The following is a 24,592-nucleotide window of genomic DNA, read 5'->3' as shown; positions in this document are numbered from 1 at the left end:
TGCCTTGGCCGGGCTTTCATCCTACCTGACAGCAACGTCGATATCGGACTTGCAATGCCCCACAAGGTCTTTCTCACACGCCTGAAACTGAGCGACTTCCGCAACTATGCAACGCTGGCGCTCGACCTCGACCAGCGCCATGTGGTGCTGACCGGCGAGAACGGTGCGGGCAAGACCAATCTGATGGAGGGGGTCTCCTTTCTTTCGCCCGGGCGCGGTTTGAGGCGCGCTGCCTATGCGGATGTCGCCCGCGTCGGCGCCCCCGATGGTTTCTCGGTCTTCGCCGCCGTCGACGGCATGGAAGGGTCGGTGGAGATCGGCACGGGCACTCAAGGGACCGAGGAGGGGCAATCACGGCGCCTCAGGATCAACGGCACTGCGGCCCGCACGGTCGACGAACTCACCGATCACCTCAGGGTGCTGTGGCTCACTCCGGCGATGGATGGCCTCTTCACCGGCCCTTCCGCCGACCGCAGGCGCTTTCTCGACCGGCTGGTCCTGTCGCTCGATCCCGAACACGGCCGCCGCGCCAGCGAGTTCGACCGCGCCATGCGCAGCCGCAACCGGCTTCTCTCGGAATTCCGGCCCGATCCCGCCTGGCTGTCGGCCATCGAGCGCGAAATGGCCGGGCTCGGCATCTCCATGGCGCTTGCCCGTCAGGAGATGCTCGGCCTGCTCTCGGCCCTCGTCGAGCGGAGCCGGAGCGATGGGACCTTTCCGTCCGCAAGCCTGTCGCTCGCCGGCTTTCTCGATGACTGTGCCGGCATTCCCGCCTTTGAACTCGAAGAGCGATATCTGGCAATGCTCGCCGAGGGCCGTGCCCGCGATGCGGCCGCGGGCCGCACGCTGGACGGGCCGCACCGCAGCGATCTCCTGATCCGCCACCGGGAAAAGGACATCGAGGCCGAGCGTTGCTCGACCGGCGAGCAGAAGGCGCTGCTCGTCGGCCTGGTGCTCGCGCATGCACGGCTCGTCGGGGATATGACCGGCCACGCCCCGGTGCTGCTGCTCGACGAAATCGCCGCCCATCTCGATCAGGGACGCCGCGCCGCCCTCTTCGATCTGGTCGATGGGCTCGGCGGCCAGTCCTTCATGACGGGCACCGACCGGGCGATGTTCGACGCCCTTGGCGAGCGCGCTCAATATCTGGCCGTTGCAAACGGCCGCGTTTCGGGGTGACATGCAGCGCCCTGCGCGAAAATTACATGGAGACGGACATGACGACCGATGCGACGCTCGCTCCTTCGGAGATTGCGCGCTACGCACGCCACATCGTGCTGCCGGAGATCGGCGGCCCGGGGCAGCAGAAACTCAAGGCCGCGCGCGTGCTCGTCATCGGCGCGGGCGGGCTCGGCGCGCCGGCTCTGCAATATCTGGCGGCCGCCGGGGTCGGCACGCTCGGGATCGTCGACGACGACGTCGTCTCGTTGTCGAACCTGCAGCGTCAGGTGATCCATGCCACCGCCGATATCGGGCGGCCGAAGGTCGAGAGCGCCGCAGCGGCGATCGACGCCCTCAACCCGCATGTGAAGGTCGTGGCGCACCCGGTCAGGCTCGGCCCCGCAAATGCCGATGCGCTCTTCCGGCAATACGATCTCGTCGTCGACGGGTCGGATAATTTCGATACGCGTTATCTCGCCGCCGATACGGCCGAGGCGGCAGGCGTGGCGCTCGTCACCGGTGCCGTTGGACGCTTCGACGGCTCCGTCACCGTGCTGAAGCCCTACGGGACCGATGCGGAGGGGCACCCGAACCCCTCCTACCGCGACCTCTTCCCGGAGCCGCCGCCGCCGGGCACCGTACCGACCTGCGCCGAAGCGGGCGTCTTAGGCGCGCTCACCGGCGTCATCGGCACGCTGCAGGCGATGGAAGCAATCAAGCTCGTCACCGGCATCGGCGAGCCGCTGATCGGCCGTCTGCTGCTCTACGATGCGCTCGCCGCCCAATTCAACACGATCCGCTATCGGCGCGGCACGCGCTGAGGACGGCATGGAGACCGTCCGCATCGACGAGGGCTTCGACCGTTACGAGGAGTTGCTGTCGCTGATCCGTGCGTCCTTCGCCTATATGGACGGCCGTATCGATCCGCCCTCGTCGGCCCATGCGCTGACGGCGGCGTCCCTCAACCGGAAAGCAAGAGACGAGATCGCCTTCGCGGCCGTCGCCGGGCGCGAGCTCCTGGGCTGCATCTTCTGCAAGCCGGAAGCGGATTGTCTCTATATCGGCAAACTCGCCGTCGCTCCCGGCCGCCAGGGAAAGGGAGTAGGGAGGATGCTCATCGCCGCCGCCGAGGAAACGGCGCGCGATCTGGGCCTGCCTGCGCTGAGGCTCCAGACACGCATCGAGCTCGCCGGAAACCAAGCCACTTTCGCGGCCTGGGGCTTCGTGGAGACGGCGCGAACCGCCCATCCCGGCTTCACCCGCCCGACCTCGGTCGAGATGCGCAAAGTGCTCAGTTAGGGCCGAGGCGGGAGGAGGTATCGCCGCGAGCCGGCACCCGCCGGAAGCCCGCAAAGAGAGACTGGAGTGCTTCGCTCCCCTGGGCCACGAGGTCGAAGCGGCGGCCGAAGAGCAGCCATTCGGTACAGAGCCCCATCATCATCCAGCGCAGGGCCCGCGCCGCAGTCGGCGGCGCCCAGTGCTCCTGCAACTGACCCCTTTCCAGTGCGCGGGCGAAGGCAAGCTCGAGAAGGGCATCGTGGCGCTCCTCGATTTCGCGCTGGCGCACGAGAACGGCGGACATGTCATTGTCGTAGTCGCAGCGCAGCATGATCGCGAGAATGCGCTGCCGCTGCTCGTCCGCGGCCAGGGTCGTCAGCCAGTCGCTGGTCGCGCTCTCGACGATGGCGAGCGTGTCGAAGGCTTCCGTTTCGATCTCGCGTGCGATCATGTCTTCGTGGGGCAGCGGCACGGCCTCGTAAAGGGCGAGGAAAAGATCCGTCTTGTTGGCGAAATGCCAGTAGATGGCGCCGCGGGTGACGCCAGCCTCCTTCGCCACTTCCTCGAGCGTCGTGTTGGGAACGCCCTTCTTGTAGAACATCCGCTCGGCGGCGCACAGGATCTTCTGTCTTGTAGCCTCGGCGTCGGCCTTGGTTCGGCGCATTTATTCAAATTCTCCTTGAGCGACGGCCCGCCCGCCGTAGGTGGGCGGGCCGTCTTCGATATTACTCGGCCGGGCTGGTGGTTTCGGATGCGGGCTTAGCCGCCTCCGGCGCCGCTCTTCCGCGTTCGAAGATCTTCATCACGAACACGAAGAAGACCGGGACGAAGAAGATCGCCAGCACCGTCGCCGAGATCATGCCGCCCATGACGCCCGTGCCGATGGCGCGCTGGCTGCCGGAACTTGCGCCCGTCGCGATCGCCAGCGGCAGAACGCCGAGGGTGAAGGCGAGCGAGGTCATCAGGATCGGCCGGAAGCGCAGATGCGCAGCCTCCAGCGTCGAGTCGATGAGCGATTTGCCCTGTTCGCGGAGTTCCTTGGCGAACTCGATGATGAGGATCGCGTTCTTCGCCGAAAGCCCGATGATCGCGATCAGGCCGACCTTGAAGTAGACGTCGTTCGGCATGTCGCGCATCGTCACGGCGAGCACGGCGCCGATGACGCCGAGCGGCACGACCATGATGACCGAGACCGGAATGGACCAGCTCTCATAGAGTGCCGCCAGGCAGAGGAAGACGAGCAGGCAGGAGAGTGCTATCAGGAGCGGCGCCTGCGAGCCCGACTGGATTTCCTGCAGCGACTGTCCCGTCCACTCATAGCCGAAGCCCGCGGGAAGCTCAGCCACCAGACGCTCCATCTCGGCGATCGCATCGCCGGAGGAGTAGCCGGGAGCGGCCTCGCCGCTGATGCGGACCGCCGGGTAACCGTTGTAGCCCACTGTCTGCGTCGGCGCCTTGACCCATTCCACGTCCGCGAAGGCCGAGAGCGGAACCATGCCGCCGTTGGAGTTGCGGACGTTCAGGTTCAGGAGGTCAGCGGTCTGCATGCGCTTCGTCTCGTCCGCCTGCACCGTCACGCGCTGCATGCGGCCGGCATTCGGGAAGTCGTTGACATAGGACGAACCGAGATTGGTCGAGATGGTCGAGTTGATGTCGGCAAAGGTCACGCCGAAGGTATTGGCCTTCTCGCGGTCGATATTGACGCTGACCTGCGCCGCGTCGGGCATGCCCTCGAAGCGGACCCCGGTCAGGACCTTGCTCTGGGAAGCGAGGTCGAGAAGCTGGTCGCGCGCTTCGGCGAGTGCCGCCTGGCCGAGACCCGCACGGTCCTGGAGGCGGAAGGAGAATCCGCCCGTCGTTCCGAGGCCCTGGATCGCCGGAGGCGACAGCGCGAAGCTGATCGCGTCCTTGATCTGGCTCATGGCCATGGTGGCGCGACCGGCGATCGACTGGGCGGAGTTGTCTGCATCGCGCTCGCTCCAGTCCTTGAGCGTCACGAAGGCGAGCCCCGCATTCTGCCCGCTTCCGAAGAAGGAGAAGCCATTGATCGCGACGATCGTGTCGACCGCCTTTTCTTGGCCGAAGATGGTCTCGGTCTGCTCGATCACCTCCGTGGTGCGGTTTGCAGTCGCTTCCGAAGGCAATTGCATCATGACGATGACGAAGCCCTGGTCCTCGTCCGGCAGAAAGGACGAAGGAAGCTGGAGAAAGGCCCAGCCGAGACCGGCAAGCAGCGCCAGATAGATGACCATGAAGCGGCCGGTCCGCCTGACGATGCCTCCGACGGCGCGCGTGTAGCCGTGCGACGTCCGGTCGAAACCGCGATTGAACCAGCCGAAGAAGCCGCGCTTGGCGTGATGGTGACCCTTCGGAACCTGTTTGAGGAAGCTCGCGCAGAGTGCCGGCGTCAGCGAGAGCGCAAGCAGCGCCGAGAACAGGATCGAAACGACCATGGTCAGGCTGAACTGGCGATAGATCACGCCGACGGCGCCCGGGAAGAAGGCCATCGGGATGAACACAGAAGCCAGCACCAGCGTGATGCCGATCACCGCACCGGTGATCTGCTTCATCGCCTTGCGGGTGGCATCCTTCGGCGTCAGGCCCTCTTCCGACATGATGCGCTCGACGTTCTCGACGACGATGATCGCATCGTCGACGAGGATGCCGATCGCCAGCACCATGCCGAACATCGTGAGCACGTTGATCGAGAAGCCCATCGCCAGCATGACCGCGCAGGTGCCGAGCAGGGCGACCGGCACGACGATGGTGGGAATGATCGTATAGCGGACGTTCTGCAGGAACAGGAACATCACCAGGAAGACGAGGCCGACGGCCTCGACGAGGGTGTGCAGCACCTTCTCGATCGACACCGCGACGAAGGGCGAGGTGTCGTAGGGGATCGAATATTCGAGCCCCTCCGGGAAGAACTCCGCGAGCTCGTCCATGCGGGCCTTGATCGCTGCCGAGGTCGACATCGCGTTGCCGCTCGGAGAGAGCTGCACGGCGATGGCCGCCGAGGGGCTGCCGTTGAGGCGGGTGGAGAAGGTGTAGCTTTCGCCGCCGATCTCGAGGCGCGCGACGTCGCGCAGCCGCACGGCAGAGCCGTCGGCATTCGCCCTGAGCACGATGGCACCGAATTCCTCCGGGCTCGAAAGCTGACCCTTGATGACGACCGGAGCGGTGACTTGCTGCGTGATCGGATTCGGCTGGGCGCCGATCGAGCCGGAGGCGATCTGCGCGTTCTGAGCCTGGATCGCCGCCGTGACGTCGGCCGCCGTCAGGTTGAGGCCGAGCATCTTGTCGGGATCGAGCCAGACGCGCATCGAGCGCTCGGTCGCGAAGAGCTGGGCGCGTCCGACGCCGGGCACGCGCTGGATTTCGCTGAGCACGTTGCGGCTGAGATAATCGCCAAGCCCGATCGCGTCCATCGAACCGTCGGTCGAGGTCAGCGAGATGATCAGCAGGAAGCCGGCGCCGGCCTCGTCCACCTGTACGCCTTGCTGCCTGACGGGATCGGGCAGGCGCGGTTCGACGCGCTGCACCCGGTTCTGGATGTCGACCGAGGCCTGGCTCGGATCGGTGCCCGGCTGGAAGGTGGCGTCGATCGAGACCGAGCCGGAGGAGCTGGTCGACGATTCGAAGTAAAGCAGCCCCTCGACGCCGTTCAACTCATCCTCGATCAGCCGCGTGACGCTCTGATAGGTGTCCTGCGACGAGGCGCCGGGATAGTTGGTATTGATCGATATCTGCGGCGGTGCGACATCCGGATACTGCGAAACCGGCAGGAGCGGGATAGCGATGATGCCGGCGATCATGATGAAGATCGCCACCACCCAGGCAAAGATCGGCCTGTCTATGAAAAAACTGGGCATGATATGGGTCTCACTTCACTTCGGTGGCAGGCTTTTCGCCGGCATCTGCCGAAGCGCTGGCCTGTTCGGGCGCGGGCTTTGCATTCGGGTCCCAGTCGGATGGCTGCACGGGCGCGCCCGGGCCGACCTTCTGGAAACCCTCGACAATGACCTTTTCGCCGGGCTTGAGGCCGGAGGTCACCTGCCAGCGCTCGCCGACGGTGCGTCCGAGCGTGACGTTGCGGAATTCAACCTTGTTGTCGGCATTCACCACATAGACCTGCGACTGGCCGGCATTGTTGCGCTGCACGGCCTGCTGCGGCACGGTGATCGCGTCCTTTTCCAAACCCTGCTGGATCTGGACGCGGACATACATGCCCGGCAGCAGATCGTTGTTCGGGTTGGGGAATTCGCCGCGCAGCGTCACCTGGCCCGTCGTCGCGTCGACGGCGGCTTCGGAGAAGAGCAGCCTGCCCTTGAGCGCGTAGGGCGTTCCGTCGTCGAGGATCAACTGAACCTCGGCCTCGTTCTTGGCACTCATCCACTGGCCGTCCTTCAGCGCCTTGCGCAGGCGGATCAGGTCGGTCGCCGACTGGGTGAAGTCGGCATAGATCGGGTCGAGCTGCTGGATCGTCGCAAGGTTCTGCGGATCGTTGGTGTTGACGAGCGCGCCTTCGGTGATCAGCGCCCGGCCGATCCGGCCGCTGATCGGAGCCGTGACGTTCGTATACTGCAGATTGAGCTTGGCCTCCGCGAGCCCTGCCTCGGCGATGCCGACATCGGCCTCGGCCTGGGCGAGGGCCGCGATGGCATCGTCGTACTGCTGCACCGCGGTGACCTGCGCCTCCTTCAGCCGCGACTGGCGGTCGGCCGTCCGCTTGGCCTGATCGACCACCGCCTGAGCGCGCTTCAGCGTCGCCTCGGCGCTGTCGACCTTGACCTGAAACGGTGCCGGGTCGATGCGGTAGAGCACGTCGCCTTCCTTGACCATGGTGCCCTGCTCGAACACCCGCTCGACGACGATGCCGGAGATGCGCGGGCGGACTTCGGCGATGCGGGTGGCGGTGATGCGGCCCGGCAGTTCGTTGGTGATCGGCAGCGGTTCCGCCTTCGTCGTGAAGACGGCGACCGGCGACGGCGGAGGGGCGGCAGCCGCTGCCTGCTGTTCTTCATTCTTCTGGCAGCCCGCGAGAAAAATCACGGATGCCAGCGCGGCGGCCAATATCGGTCGGTTCATGCGCATCGCAATGTCCATATTGTCAAAGGACCGGCCGCAGTCGCGGCGTTTCGCAAGCGCTGCGCGGTCCCAAAGTGAGGTGAAGCGGAGCCGGTATCGGCGTGGAAAATACCGGAAAGCTAATATACAGACGCCAATGTATGTTAATTTCTGCCGCAGTGCAACAGAGTTTCGACGCGCCGGCAGGGGAGGCAAAAAAGTGAAGATCACCAAGGCGTTCGGCCTCGCGGCTTGGCAGGGTCACGCAGATTTGATTTGGATTAGGACGCTCGGCGAGCGGCCCCTCATCCCGCTGCCGCGACCTTCTCCCCGCAGGCGGCAGGGGAATCGCATATGCGGAACAGGCATGGAACATCGAAGGGTTTGTTCTCGATGCGATTCCGTTCTGTTCGCCATTCGATTCCTCGAAATCGGCCATATGCGAAAGCCCTACCGCAGGCGGGGAGAAGGGGCAGGTGGGACCCGCCCGCGGCCCGATGCCTCGGCGTTCCACGTCGTAAGTCCCCTCTCCCCGCGCGCGGGGAGAGGGTCAGGGTGAGGGGCAATTCCCCGCGCCGGCAGGTGGCTGGTCCTCGGGGTTAAACCCGAGGAGGGCCAAATCATAGGCGCTCCGTCCGCTATTGTCCCGACTTGATCACCCGCCCGTCCGCATCGAAGCGGTGCATGCTGCCGATTACCGGCGTCGCGTGGACGATGTCGTCGGTAGCGTAGCGGTGTTCGCCGAAGAGGCGCACCGTCAGCAGGCCGACGGTCTCCGATTCGATGTAGATGATCGTGTCGGCGCCAAGATGCTCGACATGGATCACCTTGCCCTTCCAGTCGCCGCTTTCACGGGAGAGGCCGATATGCTCCGGACGGATACCGATCGTCTTTGCCTCTCCGTCGCCGAGCTTTGCGGCTTCGATGAAATTCATCTGCGGCGAGCCGATGAAGCCGGCGACGAAAAGGTTGGCCGGGCGATTGTAGAGCTCCATCGGCGAGCCGACCTGTTCGATCCGGCCGGCATTCAGCACGACGATCTTGTCGGCAAGCGTCATCGCCTCGACCTGATCGTGGGTGACGTAGATCATCGTCGCCTTGAGGCTGCGGTGAAGACGGGCGATCTCGAGCCGTGTGTTGACGCGCAGCGCCGCGTCGAGGTTCGACAGCGGCTCGTCGAAGAGGAAGAGCTTCGGCTCGCGCACGATCGCGCGGCCGATCGCCACGCGCTGGCGCTGGCCGCCGGATAGCTCGGCCGGACGGCGGGCGAGATAGGGTTCGAGCGACAGCATGCCGGCCGCCTTGGCGACCTTTTCTTCGATCTCGGCCTTCGGCACACCCGCCTGCTTCAGCCCGAGGCCCATATTGTCCTTGACGGTCAGGTGCGGATAGAGCGCATAGGACTGGAACACCATGGCGATGCCGCGCTTGGCCGGCGCCACATGGCCGACCTCGACACCGTCGATCTGTACGCTGCCCGAGGTCGCGTCCTCGAGGCCGGCGATGGTGCGCAGAAGCGTCGACTTTCCGCAACCGGACGGACCGACGAAGATGACGAACTCGCCGTCCTTCACGTCCAGGTCGATGCCCTTCAGCACCTCATGACTGCCGAAGGCCTTGCGGATGGTTTTGAGTTGAAGTGATCCCACGTGTCGCCCTCTTGGGTTAAAGCTTGACCGGCTTGCCGGTGCGCACACTGTCGTCGGCGGCGAGACAGATCTTCAGCGACTGCACCGCATCGTCCATGTGCCGGCCAAGATCGATGTCTTCTCGGATGGCCTTGAGCACGAAGGCCTGCTCGCGGTCGCAAAGCTCCTGGTGGCCGGGCTCGCCCTCCATCACCAGGTCCTCGTCGGATTTCAGGAACCGGCCGTCCGGTCCCGTAGCGGCGCTGTGCACGCGGATGACGGAGGTTTTCGTGTGCACGTCGATGTCGTCGGACTTGGCGTTCTGGTCCATGACGATCGACACGGAGCCGTTCGGAGACATCACGTCCTTCACGAAGAAGGCCGTCTCGGAGATCATCGGCCCCCAGCCCGCCTCGTACCAGCCCACCGAGCCGTCCTCGAAGATCACCTGCAGATGCCCGTAATTGTACATATCCGCGGCTATCTCGTTCGAGAGCCTCAAGCCCATGCCGCGCACCTCGACGGGGTTGGCATCGGTGATCTGGCACATGACGTCGACATAGTGGACGCCGCAATCGACGATCGGCGGTGTCGTCTGCATCAGCGACTTGTGCGTCGCCCAGGCCGGGCCGCTCGATTGCTGGTTCAGGTTCATGCGGAAGACGTAAGGCCCTCCGAGCTTGCGGGCTTCCGCGATCAGCCGCATCCAGGACGGGTGGTGGCGCAGGATATAGCCGACGACCAGCTTGCGGCCATTGGCCCGCGCACAGGCGACGACGCGCTCGGCATCGGCGACCGTCGTTGCCAGCGGCTTCTCCACGAAGACATGGGCTCCCGCCTCTATCGCCATCACGGCGTAGTCCGCATGCGTGTCCGAATAGGTGTTGATCGAGCAGAGCTCCGGCTCCAGTTCGGCGAGCGCCTCCGGAAAGGACGGCAGAATCTCGTATCCTGCAAGAGCCTCGGGCAGCGCCACCTTCGAGCGGTTGACCAGCCCGGCGATTTCGAAACCGGGGTTCTGATGATAGGCGAGCGCGTGGCTGCGGCCCATATTGCCGAGCCCGGCGCTGAGCACGCGGATCGGGGGTGCGGATGAATTCACTTGACTGCTCCTGCCGTGATGCCGCGGATCAGCTGCCGCGAGAAGATGACGTAGAGGACGAGGACCGGGAAGATCGCCAGCGACAGCGCCGAGAGGACCGCGTTCCAGTTGGTGACGAACTGGCCGATGAAGATCTGCGAGCCGAGGGTGACGGTCTTGGTCGCCTCGGCGGGTGCGAGGATCAGCGGGAACCAGAGATCGTTCCAGATGGGGATCATGGTGAAGACGGCGACCGTCGCCATGGCCGGGCGGATGAGCGGCAGCACCAGCCGCAGGAAGATCGCATATTCCGACAGGCCGTCGATGCGTCCGGCATTCTTCAGGTCGTCGGATACGGTGCGCATGAACTCGGACAGGATGAATACCGCCAGCGGCAGGCCTTGCGCCGTATAGACGAGGATCAGCGCGGTCAGCGTATTGACGAGACCGGTCGCCACCATGCCCTGCAGGATCGCCACCGTTCCGAGCCGGATCGGGATCATGATGCCAAGCGCCAGATAGAGCCCCATCAGCGTGTTGCCGCGGAAGCGGTATTCGGAAAGCGCGAAGGCGGCCATGGCGCCGAACAGCAGGACGAGCGCGATCGAGACGACGGTGACGATGATGCTGTTTTGGAAATAGCCGATGAAGTCGCCCTGCTTCAGCACCGTTTCGTAGCCGATCAGGCTGAAGGTCTCGGGTGTCGGGACCGCCAGAGGTTCCCGGAAGATCGCGTTGCGGCTCTTGAACGAATTGACGATCGTCAGGAACACCGGAAAGAGTGCGATAAGCGTGTAGGCGATCAGAGCCGCGTGAACGGCGCCCGTGCGCATGAAGGAGGCGCGTGCTTTCGACATCTTTTATCCTCCTTAGAACTGATAGCGGCGCATGCGGCGCTGTATGCCGAAGAGATAGAGCGCGACGCCGGCGAGAATGATCAGGAACATGATCGCGGCGATCGTCGCGCCCATCGAACGGTCGCCGAGCTGAAGCTGGAAACCGAAGAAGGTGCGATAGAGCAGGGTGCCCAGGATGTCGGTCGACTTGTCCGGGCCGGCCAGCGCCCCCTGCACCGTATAGATCAGGTCGAAGGCGTTGAAATTGCCGACGAAGGTGAGGATCGACACGATGCCGATGGCAGGCAGGATCAGCGGAAGCTTGATCTTCCAGAACTGGCTCCAGCCGGTGACGCCGTCGAGCTCCGCCGCCTCGGTCACCTCGTCGGGAATGTTGAGGAGCGCCGCATAGATCAGCATCATCGGGATGCCGATATATTGCCAGACGGAAATCAGCGAGACTGCGATGAGCGCGGTGTCCGGCTTGCCGAGCCAGGGCCCGAACAGCGATCGCAGGCCGACCGTGTCGAGAAGATAGGGTGCGACGCCCCAGATCGGCGACAGGATCAGCTTCCAGATGAAACCGACGATGACGAAGGAGAGCAGCGTCGGCAGAAAGATAGCCGTGCGGTAGAAGGCGCCGAAGCGCAGCTTCGGGACGGACAGCATGGCGGCGAGCGCGATGCCGATCGGGTTCTGCACGGCCATGTGGATCAGGAAGAAGACGAAATTGTTCTTGAGCGCGTTCCAGAAATCCGCCGCCCAGCGAGGGTCGCCGAACAGAACCTTGAAATTGCCCAGGCCCACGAAGGTCAACTGACCGTCGACCGTGTTGTAGAAGGACTGGCGCAGCGTCTCGAAAAGCGGAAGGATCATCACCGCCGTGTAGACGACGAGCGCCGGCAGCAGGAAGACGAGGATGTGCCAGCGCCGCGGGCGCTTGATCTCGGTGACGTAGGTCGTGATTTCACGTGGGTTCATCGGCCTCTGGCCCGTTCTCAAACCGGCTGGCCTTCAGGGCGCAGCCTCGATTTCGCTCGAAATGCGGCGCGGCTTCCTGCCGTGCACCGTGCTTCCGTCAGGCGTCCCGCGGGAGCGGAGAGCCGGCAAGCCGCTTCGATCCGCCCGTTACGGGCGCGCGGCGCCGTAGCGCCGGTGCCCGAGCAATCCATGACGCCGTCCCGCATGCGATACGTTTGCACATGTCGGGGAGGGTGCGCGGACAGCGTCCACACACCCCGGTTCGGTCTTATTTTACCGGCTTGAACCAGCTGTCGAGCCCGTCCTGGAGCTTCTTGGCGGCCGCCTCCGGCGTGTCCGTGCCGTTGATGACGTTGGCCGACATGACCCAGGTCTCGTTTTCGAGGTTAGGGGTTCCGCGCGACAGGATCTGATAGGTCGAGCGGATGGTCGGCTTGCATTTCTCCCGCCAGGAGACGAATTCCTGGGCGAGCGGATCGGACATCTTCACCGCCGTCGAGTTCAGGCTGAAGAAGCCGGGCAGGGCGTTCGCATAGATTTCCGCGAACTCCGGCGAGGCCACCCAGGTGAGGAAGGTCTTGGCGGCATCCGCATTCTTGCTCTTGGCGTTCAGTCCGATACCGATGTCGTTGTGGTCGGAGATATAGCAGGTATCGCCCGCCTTCTTCACCGGCGGCGGAAAGGCGCCCATCTTGAATTCGGCCTGCGTGTTGAAGCCGGAGATTTCCCAGGAGCCGGCCGGATAGATCGCCGCCCGGCCGAGCGTGAAGAGGTTCTGGCTGTCCGGATAGGTCTGTGCCTCGAAGCCGTCGCCGAGATAATCCTTCCACTTCGCCAGTACGCGGAAAGGCTCGACCCACGGCTCGTCGGTCAGTTTCTGCTCGCCTTTCAGAAGAGCCAGACGGCCTTCCTCGCCCTTCCAGTAGTTCGGGCCGATGTTCTGGTAGCCCATCGTCGCGGCTTCCCAGAGATCCTTGGTGCCCATCGCCATCGGGATGTAGTTGCCGTCCGCCTTGATCTTTTCGAGGACCGCGAAGAACTCCTCCTCGGTCGCCGGAACGGAAAGGCCGAGCTGGTCGAAGGCATCCTTGTTGTAGATGAAGCCGTGAATGACGGAAGCCATCGGCACGCAGAAGGTCGCCTTGCCGTCGTCGGTCGTCCAGGCGGATTTGGCGACGTCGGAGAAATTCTCCATGCCGGAAAGACCGGTCAGGTCGGCAAGATGCTTCTTGTTGTAGAGTTCGAGCGAGGCGTCGAAGGGGCGGCAGGTGATGAGGTCACCCGCGGAGCCGGCGTCGAGCTTGGCGTTGAGGGCGGCGTTATACTCGGTGGGGGCCGAGGGAGCGAATACCACCTTGATGCCCGGGTTCTTCGCCTCGAAGGCCGGGATCAGCTTTTCCTGCCAGATCGCCAGGTCGTCATTGCGCCAGCTTTCGATCGTCAGCGTTGCGTCCTGGGCTTGCGCAAGCCCGGCCGAGCCGAGAATGCTCGATGCGAGCAGCAAGCCTTTCATTGTAGTGCGGGTCATGCAGTTTCTCCCCTTTAGGCGCGTGTCGCGCGGTTTTGAATTCCCAGTTTATCCCTCACGTCCCGACGATGGCGATCGCCCGGCGCAAATTTTGATCGGCGCGCTCGAGCGCGTCTTCGGCATAGGCGATGTCCCTCGCTCCGGATGCGAGCAGGATCGCCAGCTTGACCGACCCGCCGGCAAGGCCGAGCAGCCTGTCCGCGTCGGCGGCGCCGATACCGGCTATGTCCGAGACGATCCGGATCGCCCGGCCGCGCAGTTTGATGTTGTCGGCACGCAGATTGACCATGTGACCATCGAGCACGTGGCCGAGATGGATGCCGACCATGGTCGAGAACATGTTGAAGGCGATCTTCTGAGCCGTCCCGGCACCCATTCGCGTCGACCCGGACACGACTTCCGGAGGCGTCTCCAGGAGGATGGAGACGTCGGCGTTCAGAAGGAGCGGTGCGCCGGCATTGTTGGCCATTCCGATGACGCGGGCGCCGCGTTTCCCCGCCTCGTCGGCAGCGGCGATGGCATAGGGCGTGGAGCCGCTGGCGGAAACCGAGATCAGGCAGTCGCCCGCCCCGATGCCGGCACTTCGCACATCGGCGCGCGCAAGTTCCATGTCGTCCTCATAGCCGCCGGCAAGATCGGTGAGGCTTGCGGCGCCGCCGGCAATGAGAATGACGACCTGCTCCCGAGCTATGCCGTAGGTGCCAGGCAGTTCGAGTGCGTCCGCCATCGCCATCAACCCGGAGCTTCCGGCGCCGGCATAGGCAAGCCGGCCGCCCGAGGCGAGGCTGTCCGCGGCAAGGCGGGCTGCCGCTGAAATCGGCTCGATCGCCTGTTCCACCGACTTTGCCGCCTCCTGCTGACCGGCTGCGAGCAAGCGAAGGGCGAGCTCCGGACGCATGACGTCCAGGCCCTTGGCATTGTCGCGGCGCTCTTCGGTCTTGGCTGGCGGCATGGCGTCGTTCTCCTCTTCTGGAAATTAATGCCAAAAAAATACCACTTGTCTAGGAGAAATTTAACTTTTACCGCAAGAAACCGCTGCGTACAGAAATAAGTTCAGCCTTTTCAAGGAAATAGACTGGGGAATGATCTGTAGTCGGAAATCTCGCTTGGTTAATGGTATTTTTTTGGTATCTTGTGACGACGGAGGTGCCCATGACGTTTTACCTGATCGGAATTGATGGCGGCGGAACGAGCTGCCGTGCGGCTGTAGCAGCCCTCGACGGCCGTATTCTCGGCCGCGGCAAAGCGGGCGCCGCGAATATTCTTACCGATCCGGAAACGGCGCTGCAGAACATAACGGATGCGGCGCGCGACGCCTTCGGGGATGCGGGCCTCGACCCGGCCGGAATCGGGGCATCGCGCGCGATCGTCGGCGTCGCCGGCCACAATGTGGGCGATGCCGTTCATTACGTGAAGAGGCGGCTTCCCTTTGCTCAGGCCGATATCGAGTCCGATGGGCTGATCGCGCTGCAGGGCGCTCTCGGCGACGGGGACGGGGCCGTCGCGATACTCGGGACGGGCACGATCTATATCGCGCGCCGGGGCGATGAGGTCAGCTATGTCGGCGGCTGGGGGTTCACGATCGGAGATCACGGCAGCGGCGCACGCATCGGTCACGCGCTGCTGCAGGAGAGCTTGCTTGCCTATGACGGCATACATCAAGGCTCGGGCGTGACGGATGCCGTTCTTGCCGAGTTCAACGACGACCCGCGCGACATCGTCGATTTCGCACGGCTCGCCAAGCCCGGCGAGTTCGGCCGCTATGCGCCGCGCGTCTTCGAATTTGCCGAGCGCGGCGACCCTGTGGCGATCAGCCTGTTGAAGGCTGCCGCCGCGACGGTGGACGAGGCGCTCGACGTGGTGGTTTCGAGGGGGAGCGAGAAGCTGTGCCTGCTCGGAGGATTGGCGCCGCTTTATCGCCGCTGGCTCGCCGACCGGCATCAGCCGCGCTTCGTCGAGGCGCGGGCCGATGCTTTGACCGGCGCCGTCGCGCTCGCGGCGGCCCGTTTCGGCTCCCATTCCGGGGTATCGGCATGAACCAGCAGCTCGCCGCCATTCTGCCGCTCGAAACCCTGCAGTCCGGGGGCGCCGGTCCGCTCTATCTGAAGCTCAGGCAATCGCTCGAGGAGGCGATCCTGTCGGGCAAGCTCAATCACGGAGATGCGCTGCCGCCGGAGCGGGATCTCGCGGATTACGCCAATGTCAGCCGCGTCACCGTCCGCAAAGCCGTCTACGATCTCGTGCGTGACGGGCTCCTCGTGCGCCGCCACGGTTCCGGCACCTTCGTCGTCCGCCCGGTTTCGCGCGTCGAGCAGTCGCTCTCGCGCCTGACCTCCTTCACCGAGGACATGGCCCGGCGCGGACTCAACACGCGTGCGGAATGGCTGGAGCGCGGTCTCTTCCATCCCTCGCCCGACGAGATGATGACCCTCGGGCTTGCGGCCGACGCGCTTGTGGCGCGACTCGGGCGGCTCCGCATTGCCGACGACATGCCGCTTGCGATCGAGCGCGCCTGCGTTTCGGCGGAATTCGTCCCCGACCCGCTCGCCGTCACCTCCTCGCTCTATTCAGAGCTCGAGAAGAAGCAGGCTCGGCCGGTGCGCGCGGTGCAGCGGATCTCCGCCTGCAATATCAAGGAACCGGACGCGGCCATGCTCGGCGTCGCCGTCGGCGCCGCCGGTCTTTCGATCGAGCGCGTCTCCTATCTTGCCTCCGGGCGCGTGGTCGAATTCACCCGGTCGCTCTACCGCGGCGATGCCTATGATTTCGTTGCGGAGCTGACGATCCCGGAAAACTGAGCCGGCGTGGCCGGTCGAGGGAAGGGTGGGATGAGGAATAGTGTAAAGCGGTTCTCCGCCCGCATCTCGCCTATTTGATGAAAGGATATGACGATGCAGACCAACATGCGGCGAGAAATCGACGAGATTCCCGAGGCCGCAGCCCGGTTGCTGGAGCGCTCGGCCACGAGGCTGGCGCAAGCCGGCGCGGCGCTGCGCGCCAAGGATCCGGCCTTTCTGGTAACGATCGCCAGGGGCTCTTCCGACCATGCCGCGCTGTTCCTGAAATACGCGATCGAGCTCACGACCGGCCGTCCGGTCGCCTCGCTCGGACCCTCGCTGGCGTCGATATACGGTGCCGATCTGAAACTCGGCGGTGCGGCGGCGATTGCAATCTCGCAGTCCGGCAAGAGCCCGGACATCGTGGCCATGGCCGAAGCCGCGACGCGCGCCGGCGCCGTTTCGATCGCGCTGACGAACACGCTGCCGTCGCCGATTGCCGAGGCCTGCACCCACCCGCTCGACATTCTCGCCGGACCCGAAATTGCCGTGGCGGCGACCAAGTCCTATGTTAACTCGATCGTCGCGGGTCTTGCCGTGCTCGGCGAGTGGACCGGCGACGCGACGCTCAAGCACGCGGTCGCCGATCTGCCGAACCAGCTTGCCAAGGCCGTGAAGCTCGATTGGCAGGATTTCGCCGGCGATCTCGCAGAAGCCGAATCGCTCTATGTGCTGGGCCGCGGTCCGGCGCTGGCGATCGCCAGCGAAGCGGCGCTGAAGTTCAAGGAGACGTCCGGCATGCATGCCGAGGCCTATTCCGCGGCAGAGGTGCTGCACGGACCGGTGGCGCTGGTCGGGCACCGGTTCCCGGTGCTCGTGCTGGCCGCCCGCGATGCTGCCGAGGCCTCGGTCGCCGATATCGCGGACGGCATGAGCGCCAAGGGCGCGGTGGTGCACGTGACCTCGGCACGCGCGGGCAAGGCAAAGCGCCTGCCCTTCGTCGAGACCGGGCACCCGCTCACCGACGCCTTGGCGCTGATCCTGCCGTTCTATGGCTTCGTCGAGGCCTGGTCCCGCTCTCGCGGTCTGAACCCCGACGCACCGGAGAACCTCAAGAAGGTGACGGAGACACGATGACTGCGAAGAAGACGATCAGCGGAGCGCGGATTTTCGACGGCATCGACTGGCACGACGGGGCAGCCCTCGTGATCGAGGCAGGACACGTCAAGGCGATTGCGCCGGCGGGAAGCGTCCCCGCCGGTGGCGAGATCATCGACGCGCGTGGCCTGCTTCTCGTGCCCGGCTTCATCGATCTGCAGGTGAACGGCGGCGGCGGCGCGCTTCTGAACGAAAAGCCGTCCCTCGAAAGTATCCGGCAGATCTGCGCGGCGCATGCGCAATTCGGCACGACGGCGCTGCTGCCGACGCTGATCACCGACACGCGCGCGGTCAGGACCGCGGCCATCGCCGCAGGCATCGAGGCGAAAGCCGCGGCGGTTCCCGGCTTCCTAGGCCTGCATCTCGAAGGCCCGCATCTTTCCGTCGCGCGCAAGGGGGCTCACGATCCGGCGCTGATCCGTCCGATGGGCGATGACGATCTTGCCGAGATACTCGCCTGCGCAAAGGCGCTCAGCCGTCTGATGCTCACCGTGGCCCCGGAAAACGCCACCAAGGAGCAGGTGCGGGCGCTGGCCGATGCCGGCGTCGTGGTGAGCCTCGGCCATACCGACGTGGATTACGACACCGCCTGCGCCTATGCCAAAGCGGGTGCCCGGACCGTCACGCATCTCTTCAACGCCATGAGCGGACTCGGCCATCGCGAGCCTGGCGTGGTCGGCGCGGCGCTTTCGACCGGCACGCTCCACGCCGGCATGATCGCCGACGGTTTTCACGTTCACCCGGCCTCGATGGGCATCGCGCTGCGCGGCAAGAAAGGCCCGGGACAGATCTTTCTGGTCACCGACGCCATGTCGCCGATCGGCACCGATCAGACGAGCTTCTTCCTGAACGGACGGGAAATCCTGCGCCAGGGCGGGCGCCTGACGCTTGCCGACGGCACGCTTGCCGGCGCCGATATCGACATGCTTTCGTCTGTCCGCTTCGTCCACCAAAAGCTTGGCCTGCCGATCGAGGAGGCGGTCCGCATGGCCTCCGCCTATCCCGCCGACGCCATGGGGATCGCCTCGCACAAGGGCCGGCTCCTGCCGGGTACGGATGCGGATTTCGTGCTGCTCACGCCGGAACTCGCAATGAAATCGACCTGGATCGGCGGGGAGACGGTTTTTGCGGCTTGAGCTGTTTTGGCTCCTCGCAGGCGAGAGGACGTGCCCCTGGAACGCTGGCGGGATCCCTCGGGAACCCAACCGCCTCAACCCCGCTCGGTCGGGGTTGCCCCTCAACCGGCTGCCGCCACCTTCTCCCCGCAGGCGGGGAGAAGGGATATGCCGCGCCCACTCGCTCCCTCGGGCGGGCGGTGAATGCGGGGTTCAGTCGGCGCCGCTTGTCCCTTCTCCCCGCCTGCGGGGAGAAGGTCGCGGCAGCGGGATGAGGGGCGGACGCCGGCGGAAGCCTTTGTTCTCAAGCCTTTGCCGCCGGCGCATCGAGCCGCGCCCGCATCGCCCTGATCTTTGCCGCGTCCGTGCGGCGGCGCTCCGGCGCGGCGAATCCCATCTCGACGAGGCGCATGTCATTAGCCGGCTCAGCACTTGAGCAGGACGAATGGACCTCGGTGATGGCGAGCCGAGGCACGAGCGCTTCGATCGTGTCGCTGGTGATGCCCGAGCCGGGCATGATCGAGATCCGTCCCGCCGACAGTTCGATGAGCCGTTCCAGCGTATCGACCGCTTCCGGTGCCGTTTTCGCGCCGCCCGAGGTCAGGATGCGTTCGAAGCCGAGATCGACGGCGATCTCCATCGCTTCGGCGAAATCCGGCACCAGATCGAAGGCGCGGTGTAGCGTGAGCCCCATCCCTGCCGCGTGGCCGGCGAGTTTCGTCAGCATGCGCGCGTCCAGGCGGCCGTCGGCGAGCGATGCGCCGAGCACCACGCCTGCGAGCCCGGCATGCCGCGCCGCATCGATGTCGCGTCGCATGACCTCGAGGTCTGCCCTGTGATAGATGAAATCGCCCGCCCGCGGCCGGATCATCGCATAGACCGGCACCGGCGGCGGAGCGGCGACGGCCATCAGGCCGGGACTTGGGGTCAGCCCTCCGGCGCCAAGTGCCGAACAGAGTTCGATGCGATCGGCGCCGCCGGCAACGGCTGCCTCCAGACCATCCGGATCGTCGACGCAGACCTCCAGTGATATGCGGCTCATGCCGATCTCCCTCCGAAGCCGAGCAGGGCGGCGCCGATCAGGCCGGGCTCCACCCGGCACTCGCCACGCACGACGAGCGGCCGGTCGAAACGCCTGAGGATGCGCGCCCGCACCGCCCGGTCGATCTCGGCGAGCAGCGCTTCGGCATTGGAAAGGCCGCCGCCCACCGGCACGATCGTCGCCCCGGTGATGTTGATCACGAGCGCCAGCGGCGAACTCACCAGATCGACGAAGACGTCGATCGTCCGCGCCGCCTCGGCGTTTCCGTTCTGCCAGCCTTCGATTATGTCGTGACTGGAGAGCGCCTTGCCGTGGACCGTCTCATGAAGCCGTTCCAGCCCGCGGGCACCGCCGACCGTATCGACGCAGCGGCTCTGGCCGCAGCCGCAGGGAAAGGCCGGTATGGCAATGGGCGGGTGTCCGGCCGCGGCCGCAACGGCGGGGCCGTGGCCCCATTCGCCGGCAAAGCCGCCATCGGCATTGATCAGCCGGCCGTCGATCACGAGCCCTCCGCCGACGCCGGTGCCGAGGATGGCACCGAAGACGATGCGATGGCCGCGCCCGGCGCCGACACCGGCTTCGGCAAGCGCGAAACAATCGGCGTCGTTGGCGATCACCACCGGCAGGTGCAGTGCCGCTTCGAGTTCGGCGACGAGCTCACGCCCGTCGATGCAGGGAATGTTGGCGCACTTGATCCGGCGCGTCTCCGGATCGATCACCCCGGTGATCGAGATCGCCACCCTTTCGGGCAGGCCCCCCGCTTCGTCGAGCACGGATTCCATCGCCTCGACGAAGCGGCCGAAATCCGTGAGCGGCGTCGCGCGCCGGGGCAGCGGGAATATCCGCTCAGGCGAATGGGTGATCGCGCCCTTGATCGCCGAGCCGCCGATGTCGAAACAGACGATCATGCGTCGCCCCGGATGCTCGCCTCGGCGGCGAGTGCTGCGGAAAGCAGGCGGTCGTCCTGGTGATGAGGTGCTGCAAGCTGGAAGCCGGCCGGCATGCCGGCCGCACCCGTCCCGCAGGGTATGGAGACGCCGCAGAAATCCAGGAAGTTGCCGATCGAGGTATTGCGCAGCGTCCTGGCATTGACCTTGAAGAAGAGATCGTCGTCGGCAAGAAGCGGATCAAGCGGCGGCGCCACATGCGGCAAGGTCGGATGTGCAATCAGTTCGCCGGCCTTGAGAGTCTCGATGGTCTCATGGATCAGCCGGTCTCGGGCGTCGAGGAGGGCGATGTAATCGCTGACGGTGATCTTCTCGCCGAGGCGGGTGCGGGCGACGACGCGCGGGTCCATGCGCTCCGCTTCAGGCCCTGCCAGCCGTTCCCGGTGCAGCGCATAGGCCTCTGCCGTCACCAGAGCGCCGTGGCGGGCGGTAAGCTCGAAAATTTCCGCAAAGCTCGGGAAGGCCTGCCGCCGGACCTTCGCGCCCGCCGCTTCGAGGCGCTTGATCGCTTCCTCGAATGCGGCCACGACTTCCGCTTCGGCATCGTCGAAGACGATCGTCTCGGGAACGACGATGGAAAGATCGGCGATCTCGGCGCGGCGGATCACCGGCGCGGTCAGCCCATGCATGGCGGCGTCGGCCCAGACTGCATCCTGCACCGTCTGGCAAAGGGGGCCAAGCGAATCGAGGCTTTGCGCGAGCGGGAACACGCCCTTCATCGCGTAGCGGCCGCGTGTCGCCTTGTAGCCGACGATGCCGGTCATTGCGGCCGGGATACGGACCGAGCCGCCGGTGTCGGTGCCGATCGCCAGCGGTACGAGGCCGGCCGCGACCGCAGCGGCGGAACCGGAGGAGGAGCCGCCGGGGATGCGATGGACATCCGCGGACCTCGGATTGCGCGGCGTGCCGTAATGCGGATTGATACCGAGGCCGGAGAAGGCGAATTCGCTCATATTGGTCCGCCCGATGCTGACCATGCCGGCGCTGCCGAGGTCCGCGATCACCGTTGCGTCGGCGGCGGCCGGCGACCCTTCAGCCAGAACGACGGAACCTGCGGTCGTGATGCTGCCGGCAAGATCGAAGAGGTCCTTCCAGGCGACGGGCAAGCCGTCGAGCAGCCCGAGGGAGCGGCCGGTCTTGATGCGCGCGGAGGCAGCCTTCGCTTCGCGCGCCGCACGCTCCTGCGTGAGCGCGACGAAGATCGATCGGTCGGGGTGGTCTTCGATCCGCGTCAGGGTTTCCGCGACAAGCGCGACGGGATCGAGCTTGCCGGACTGCACGAGAACGGCGAGGCTCGCAAGTGTTCGTTGGTTGATCATGGCACCTTTTCCGGCTGGCGTTCCAGCGCTCGGATACGATTTTCCTTCCCCTAGATCACGATGTTTTTAGGACGGGTCGACCTAAAAACATGAACGTGATCGATTCCAAGAAGTTGAGACGGGGGATGCGGCGGAAAACCGCACACACTTTTCCTCATCCCGCTCCAGCATATCGCATTCGTTCGACGCACACGACAATGCCCTCCTCGTTATCGCGGTAGAGTTGGCGGGGCTCTTCTCCGACGGTAAGGCAACCGGCGGCTTGAGGGCTGTCGCTACAGAAGGAAGCAGCAGCAGGCCCAAAAACCGCCTCCGGCCGGCTTGCCCCTGCCGGTCGCTCTGCCTACATGCCTTCCGGTTGCACTTATCGGCCAGGGAGACGGTCATGATTCTCGATGCGGCGCGCCTTGCCTTCGCCAATCTTTTCGCGACGGAGACCCGCACGGTCTTTTGGAAAGTCATCGGGCTGACGCTGCTGGCGCTCGTCGCGCTCTGGTTCGCGCTGCGCGAGCTCTTCGTCTGGCTTGCGCTGCCCTGGATCGATGCGCTGATGCCGGGCACGCCCGACTGGGCGGGGTGGCTCACTTTCGTCGTCGGCATCTTCGCGAGCCTGGGGCTCGCGCTCGCGCTGGCGCTGCTGCTGGCGCCGGTGACGGCGCTGATTGCCGGCTTCTTCCTCGACGATGTCGCCGAGGTGGTGGAGAAAAGGGACTATCCCGGCGAGGCGCCCGGCACGCCGCTGCCTCTCGCCGAGGCGATCACCGGTTCGGCGAAATTCCTCGGCGTCGTCATTCTCGGCAACATCGTCGCGCTCTTCCTCCTGTTGGTGCCGGGCGTCAATCTTGTCGCCTTCTTCCTCGTCAACGGCTATCTGCTCGGTCGAGAATTCTTCGAGTTCGCCGCCATGCGCCATCGTCCGCCGGCGGAGGCGCGGCTCTTCCGTGCCAAACATCGCTCCACCGTGTTCCTTGCCGGCCTCGTGCTGGCGGCCTTCCTTGCCGTGCCTCTGCTCAACCTGCTGACGCCGCTCTTTGCCGCCGGCATGATGGTGCACCTGCACAAGATGCTCTCGGCGCGGGACACCGGTTTTGCGGGCACGGCTGCGGCTGCGAGAAGCTGATCGCACCGCTGTCCCTTGACACCCGGCCACGCGCCGACATTCTGCGCCCGACTTTGAACCCGACCGACGGAGAAGCATGATGCGCGATGCGGAAGAGCGGATCACCCGGCTCGAAGAGACGGTGGCCCATCAATTGAAGACCATCGAGGAGCTTTCGGACCAACTGGCGGAGCAATGGAAGGTGGTCGAGCAGACGCGCGCCAAGCTCGATCGTCTGACCGAACGGTTCCTGAGCCTCGAAGAACAGGCGCAAGATGCGACTCCGGTGACGCGCCCGCCGCATTATTGATGCCTCATGATCCGACGAAAAAAGCCTCCGGTCGGATGAACCGGAGGCTTTTGAATACGGTCTGATGTGCGACGATCAGTACGGGCAGGTCTCGTCGGTCATATAGTCGTGAACCTGGACCTTGCCGGAGATGATGTCGGCCTTCACCTTCTCGACCGCTTCCTTCATTTCCGGCGTGATCAGCACCTGGTTGTGCTCGTCGAGCGCGTAGCCGACTCCGTCTTCCTTGAGGCCGAGGTTGGAGATGCCGAATTCGAACTTGTCGTCCTTCGCGGCCATGAAGGAGTCGTAGACCGCGACGTCGACGCGCTTCAGCATGGATGTCAGCACCTTGCCCGGCTGCAGCATGTTCTGGTTGGAATCGACGCCGATTCCGAGCTTGCCCGCATCCGCTGCCGCCTGCAGCACGCCGACGCCGGTGCCGCCGGCAGCATGATAGACGACGTCGGAGCCCTGATCGATCTGCGACTTGGCGATTTCGCCGCCCTTGACCGGGTCGTTCCATGCATCGGGCGTGGTGCCGGTGTAAGCTTCGAGCACCTTTACGTCCGCGCCGGTCGACTTGGCGCCGCCGACATAGCCGCAGGCGAATTTGTGGATCAGCGGGATGTCCATGCCGCCGACGAAGCTGACCGTCTTGGTCTTGGAGGCGAGGCCGGCGAGAACGCCGACGAGATAGGAGCCTTCCTGCTCCTTGAAGACGATCGACTTGACGTTCGGCTTTTCGACGACCATGTCGATGATCGCGAACTTCGTATCCGGATATTCGCCGGCGAGCTTCTCGAGCGACGCGGCCCAGTTGAAGCCGGCCATGACGATCGGGCTGTTGCCGTCGCTGGCGAAGCGGCGCAGCGCCTGTTCGCGCTGGGCGTCGTTGGCGATCTCGAACTCGCGATATTCGATGCCGGTTTCGGTCTTGAACTTTTCGGCCCCGTTGAAGGCCGCTTCGTTGAAGGATTTGTCGAATTTTCCGCCGAGGTCGTAGATGATCGCCGGCTTGATGTCGGCGGCCAGTGCCGTCGCGGACATCATCGAGAATGCAAGGAGACCGAGGATGGTTTTTTTCATTGTAAAGCCCTGTTGTCGCTATTGATCTTTTCGGGTCTTCCGCCGGTCCCGAACGGGGCCCCCACCGCGGAACCCGCCCCTCTCTTTAAGGCTTGGGTGGGCGCATCCTTGCACGGCTTCGGCAAAAAAACATCCAAATTTTTTCGGATGGTAAAAAAGCAGTCCGGCCGCTGAAATGGCCGGCGGAGGCGGCTCAC

22 protein-coding genes are annotated in these 24,592 nt (G+C 64.9%); 9 read left to right on the top strand and 13 right to left on the bottom strand.

Annotated elements, in window-relative coordinates:
• Positions 1–54: 54 nt before the first annotated feature.
• From recF to JOH52_RS05500, 3 genes are read left to right on the top strand one after another with little or no spacing between them, the layout of a single operon-like run.
• Positions 55–1,179, top strand: coding sequence for a DNA replication/repair protein RecF (gene recF / locus JOH52_RS05510; RefSeq protein ID WP_003531898.1), 1,125 nt, complete (start codon positions 55–57; stop codon positions 1,177–1,179).
• 26 nt (positions 1,180–1,205) lie between these two features.
• A complete protein-coding gene (locus JOH52_RS05505; protein ID WP_017267487.1) occupies positions 1,206–1,982 on the top strand; it encodes a molybdopterin-synthase adenylyltransferase MoeB in 777 nt (258 codons plus the stop codon).
• A gap of 7 nt (positions 1,983–1,989) precedes the next feature.
• Positions 1,990–2,460, top strand: coding sequence for a GNAT family N-acetyltransferase (locus JOH52_RS05500; protein ID WP_010968413.1), 471 nt, complete (start codon positions 1,990–1,992; stop codon positions 2,458–2,460).
• On the opposite strand, the gene JOH52_RS05495 is transcribed toward JOH52_RS05500, so the two are convergent.
• The 9 genes from JOH52_RS05495 to JOH52_RS05455 form a co-directional block, all read right to left on the bottom strand.
• Positions 2,453–3,103 (bottom strand): TetR family transcriptional regulator, encoded by a 651-nt coding sequence (locus tag JOH52_RS05495; protein WP_003531892.1) that lies wholly within the window; start codon positions 3,101–3,103, stop codon positions 2,453–2,455. The two genes, JOH52_RS05500 and JOH52_RS05495, sit on opposite strands and share 8 nt — an antisense overlap.
• Positions 3,104–3,164: 61 nt before the next feature.
• On the bottom strand, positions 3,165–6,311 hold the full coding sequence (locus JOH52_RS05490; RefSeq protein ID WP_010968414.1) for an efflux RND transporter permease subunit: 3,147 nt from the start codon (positions 6,309–6,311) through the stop codon (positions 3,165–3,167).
• A gap of 10 nt (positions 6,312–6,321) precedes the next feature.
• Positions 6,322–7,740 (bottom strand): efflux RND transporter periplasmic adaptor subunit, encoded by a 1,419-nt coding sequence (locus JOH52_RS05485; protein ID WP_013844987.1) that lies wholly within the window; start codon positions 7,738–7,740, stop codon positions 6,322–6,324.
• A 404-nt stretch (positions 7,741–8,144) separates the two neighbouring features.
• A complete protein-coding gene (locus tag JOH52_RS05480) occupies positions 8,145–9,155 on the bottom strand; it encodes an ABC transporter ATP-binding protein (RefSeq protein ID WP_013844988.1) in 1,011 nt (336 codons plus the stop codon).
• Positions 9,156–9,171: 16 nt separating this feature from the next.
• A complete protein-coding gene (locus tag JOH52_RS05475; protein ID WP_014530002.1) occupies positions 9,172–10,236 on the bottom strand; it encodes a Gfo/Idh/MocA family protein in 1,065 nt (354 codons plus the stop codon).
• Positions 10,233–11,072, bottom strand: a complete 840-nt coding sequence (locus JOH52_RS05470; protein ID WP_003533465.1) for a carbohydrate ABC transporter permease — start codon at positions 11,070–11,072, stop codon at positions 10,233–10,235. The genes JOH52_RS05475 and JOH52_RS05470 overlap by 4 nt, the downstream gene beginning before the upstream one ends.
• Positions 11,073–11,084: 12 nt before the next feature.
• Positions 11,085–12,032 carry a carbohydrate ABC transporter permease gene (locus JOH52_RS05465; protein WP_003533462.1) on the bottom strand — a complete coding sequence of 316 codons (948 nt, stop codon included), beginning with the start codon at positions 12,030–12,032 and terminating at the stop codon, positions 11,085–11,087.
• 268 nt (positions 12,033–12,300) lie between these two features.
• Entirely contained in the window at positions 12,301–13,560 is a 1,260-nt protein-coding gene (locus JOH52_RS05460) for an ABC transporter substrate-binding protein (protein WP_010968416.1), read from the bottom strand.
• A 55-nt stretch (positions 13,561–13,615) separates the two neighbouring features.
• Entirely contained in the window at positions 13,616–14,512 is an 897-nt protein-coding gene (locus JOH52_RS05455; RefSeq protein ID WP_003533457.1) for an N-acetylmuramic acid 6-phosphate etherase, read from the bottom strand.
• A 200-nt stretch (positions 14,513–14,712) separates the two neighbouring features.
• Between JOH52_RS05455 and JOH52_RS05450 the strand changes: the two genes are divergently transcribed.
• The 4 genes from JOH52_RS05450 to nagA all read left to right on the top strand — a co-directional run bounded on the left by JOH52_RS05450 (position 14,713) and on the right by nagA (position 18,631).
• On the top strand, positions 14,713–15,597 hold the full coding sequence (locus JOH52_RS05450) for a glucosamine kinase nucleotide-binding domain-containing protein (protein ID WP_010968417.1): 885 nt from the start codon (positions 14,713–14,715) through the stop codon (positions 15,595–15,597).
• The gene (locus tag JOH52_RS05445) at positions 15,594–16,358 is read left to right on the top strand and encodes a GntR family transcriptional regulator (protein WP_014530005.1); all 765 of its coding nucleotides are present in this window, start codon (positions 15,594–15,596) and stop codon (positions 16,356–16,358) included. The genes JOH52_RS05450 and JOH52_RS05445 overlap by 4 nt, the downstream gene beginning before the upstream one ends.
• A gap of 93 nt (positions 16,359–16,451) precedes the next feature.
• Positions 16,452–17,474, top strand: a complete 1,023-nt coding sequence (locus tag JOH52_RS05440; protein WP_010968418.1) for an SIS domain-containing protein — start codon at positions 16,452–16,454, stop codon at positions 17,472–17,474.
• Positions 17,471–18,631: an N-acetylglucosamine-6-phosphate deacetylase gene (gene nagA / locus JOH52_RS05435; RefSeq protein WP_107010389.1), complete on the top strand. Its 1,161-nt coding sequence runs from the start codon at positions 17,471–17,473 to the stop codon at positions 18,629–18,631. The genes JOH52_RS05440 and nagA overlap by 4 nt, the downstream gene beginning before the upstream one ends.
• A gap of 283 nt (positions 18,632–18,914) precedes the next feature.
• Here nagA and JOH52_RS05430 read toward each other — a convergent pair whose 3' ends face one another.
• From JOH52_RS05430 to JOH52_RS05420, 3 genes are read right to left on the bottom strand one after another with little or no spacing between them, the layout of a single operon-like run.
• A complete protein-coding gene (locus JOH52_RS05430) occupies positions 18,915–19,652 on the bottom strand; it encodes a copper homeostasis protein CutC (RefSeq protein ID WP_010968420.1) in 738 nt (245 codons plus the stop codon).
• Positions 19,649–20,560, bottom strand: a complete 912-nt coding sequence (locus JOH52_RS05425) for an ROK family protein (RefSeq protein ID WP_010968421.1) — start codon at positions 20,558–20,560, stop codon at positions 19,649–19,651. The genes JOH52_RS05430 and JOH52_RS05425 overlap by 4 nt, the downstream gene beginning before the upstream one ends.
• Positions 20,557–21,918 (bottom strand): amidase, encoded by a 1,362-nt coding sequence (locus JOH52_RS05420; RefSeq protein ID WP_010968422.1) that lies wholly within the window; start codon positions 21,916–21,918, stop codon positions 20,557–20,559. Before JOH52_RS05420 ends, JOH52_RS05425 begins: the two co-directional genes overlap by 4 nt.
• A gap of 385 nt (positions 21,919–22,303) precedes the next feature.
• Between JOH52_RS05420 and JOH52_RS05415 the strand changes: the two genes are divergently transcribed.
• Together JOH52_RS05415 and JOH52_RS05410 are read left to right on the top strand one after the other, a co-directional pair.
• Positions 22,304–23,038, top strand: a complete 735-nt coding sequence (locus tag JOH52_RS05415) for a sulfate transporter family protein (RefSeq protein ID WP_003533444.1) — start codon at positions 22,304–22,306, stop codon at positions 23,036–23,038.
• 79 nt (positions 23,039–23,117) lie between these two features.
• Positions 23,118–23,327, top strand: coding sequence for a SlyX family protein (locus JOH52_RS05410; protein WP_003533442.1), 210 nt, complete (start codon positions 23,118–23,120; stop codon positions 23,325–23,327).
• A gap of 75 nt (positions 23,328–23,402) precedes the next feature.
• Here the strand turns inward: JOH52_RS05410 and JOH52_RS05405 are convergent, their stop codons facing one another.
• A complete protein-coding gene (locus JOH52_RS05405; protein ID WP_010968424.1) occupies positions 23,403–24,395 on the bottom strand; it encodes a BMP family lipoprotein in 993 nt (330 codons plus the stop codon).
• Positions 24,396–24,592 lie beyond the last annotated feature (197 nt).

Source organism: Sinorhizobium meliloti, from assembly GCF_017876815.1.
Taxonomy (GTDB): domain Bacteria; phylum Pseudomonadota; class Alphaproteobacteria; order Rhizobiales; family Rhizobiaceae; genus Sinorhizobium; species Sinorhizobium meliloti.
The sequence above is the reverse complement of the archived record's forward strand: the minus strand, read 5'-3'. Positions and strand labels throughout refer to the sequence as shown.

Bases quoted from the DNA above. Each gene is read 5' to 3' on its own strand.
- JOH52_RS05420 (WP_010968422.1), bottom strand. From the start codon at position 21,918: ATGATCAACCAACGAACACTTGCGAGCCTCGCCGTTCTCGTGCAGTCC.
- JOH52_RS05450 (WP_010968417.1), top strand. From the start codon at position 14,713: ATGACGTTTTACCTGATCGGAATTGATGGCGGCGGAACGAGCTGCCGT.
- JOH52_RS05410 (WP_003533442.1), top strand. From the start codon at position 23,118: ATGCGCGATGCGGAAGAGCGGATCACCCGGCTCGAAGAGACGGTGGCC.
- JOH52_RS05425 (WP_010968421.1), bottom strand. From the start codon at position 20,560: ATGATCGTCTGTTTCGACATCGGCGGCTCGGCGATCAAGGGCGCGATC.
- JOH52_RS05465 (WP_003533462.1), bottom strand. From the start codon at position 12,032: ATGAACCCACGTGAAATCACGACCTACGTCACCGAGATCAAGCGCCCG.
- nagA (WP_107010389.1), top strand. From the start codon at position 17,471: ATGACTGCGAAGAAGACGATCAGCGGAGCGCGGATTTTCGACGGCATC.
- JOH52_RS05490 (WP_010968414.1), bottom strand. From the start codon at position 6,311: ATGCCCAGTTTTTTCATAGACAGGCCGATCTTTGCCTGGGTGGTGGCG.
- recF (WP_003531898.1), top strand. From the start codon at position 55: ATGCCCCACAAGGTCTTTCTCACACGCCTGAAACTGAGCGACTTCCGC.
- JOH52_RS05470 (WP_003533465.1), bottom strand. From the start codon at position 11,072: ATGTCGAAAGCACGCGCCTCCTTCATGCGCACGGGCGCCGTTCACGCG.
- JOH52_RS05430 (WP_010968420.1), bottom strand. From the start codon at position 19,652: ATGAGCCGCATATCACTGGAGGTCTGCGTCGACGATCCGGATGGTCTG.
- JOH52_RS05505 (WP_017267487.1), top strand. From the start codon at position 1,206: ATGGAGACGGACATGACGACCGATGCGACGCTCGCTCCTTCGGAGATT.
- JOH52_RS05500 (WP_010968413.1), top strand. From the start codon at position 1,990: ATGGAGACCGTCCGCATCGACGAGGGCTTCGACCGTTACGAGGAGTTG.
- JOH52_RS05460 (WP_010968416.1), bottom strand. From the start codon at position 13,560: ATGACCCGCACTACAATGAAAGGCTTGCTGCTCGCATCGAGCATTCTC.
- JOH52_RS05415 (WP_003533444.1), top strand. From the start codon at position 22,304: ATGATTCTCGATGCGGCGCGCCTTGCCTTCGCCAATCTTTTCGCGACG.
- JOH52_RS05495 (WP_003531892.1), bottom strand. From the start codon at position 3,103: ATGCGCCGAACCAAGGCCGACGCCGAGGCTACAAGACAGAAGATCCTG.
- JOH52_RS05455 (WP_003533457.1), bottom strand. From the start codon at position 14,512: ATGCCGCCAGCCAAGACCGAAGAGCGCCGCGACAATGCCAAGGGCCTG.
- JOH52_RS05440 (WP_010968418.1), top strand. From the start codon at position 16,452: ATGCAGACCAACATGCGGCGAGAAATCGACGAGATTCCCGAGGCCGCA.
- JOH52_RS05405 (WP_010968424.1), bottom strand. From the start codon at position 24,395: ATGAAAAAAACCATCCTCGGTCTCCTTGCATTCTCGATGATGTCCGCG.
- JOH52_RS05445 (WP_014530005.1), top strand. From the start codon at position 15,594: ATGAACCAGCAGCTCGCCGCCATTCTGCCGCTCGAAACCCTGCAGTCC.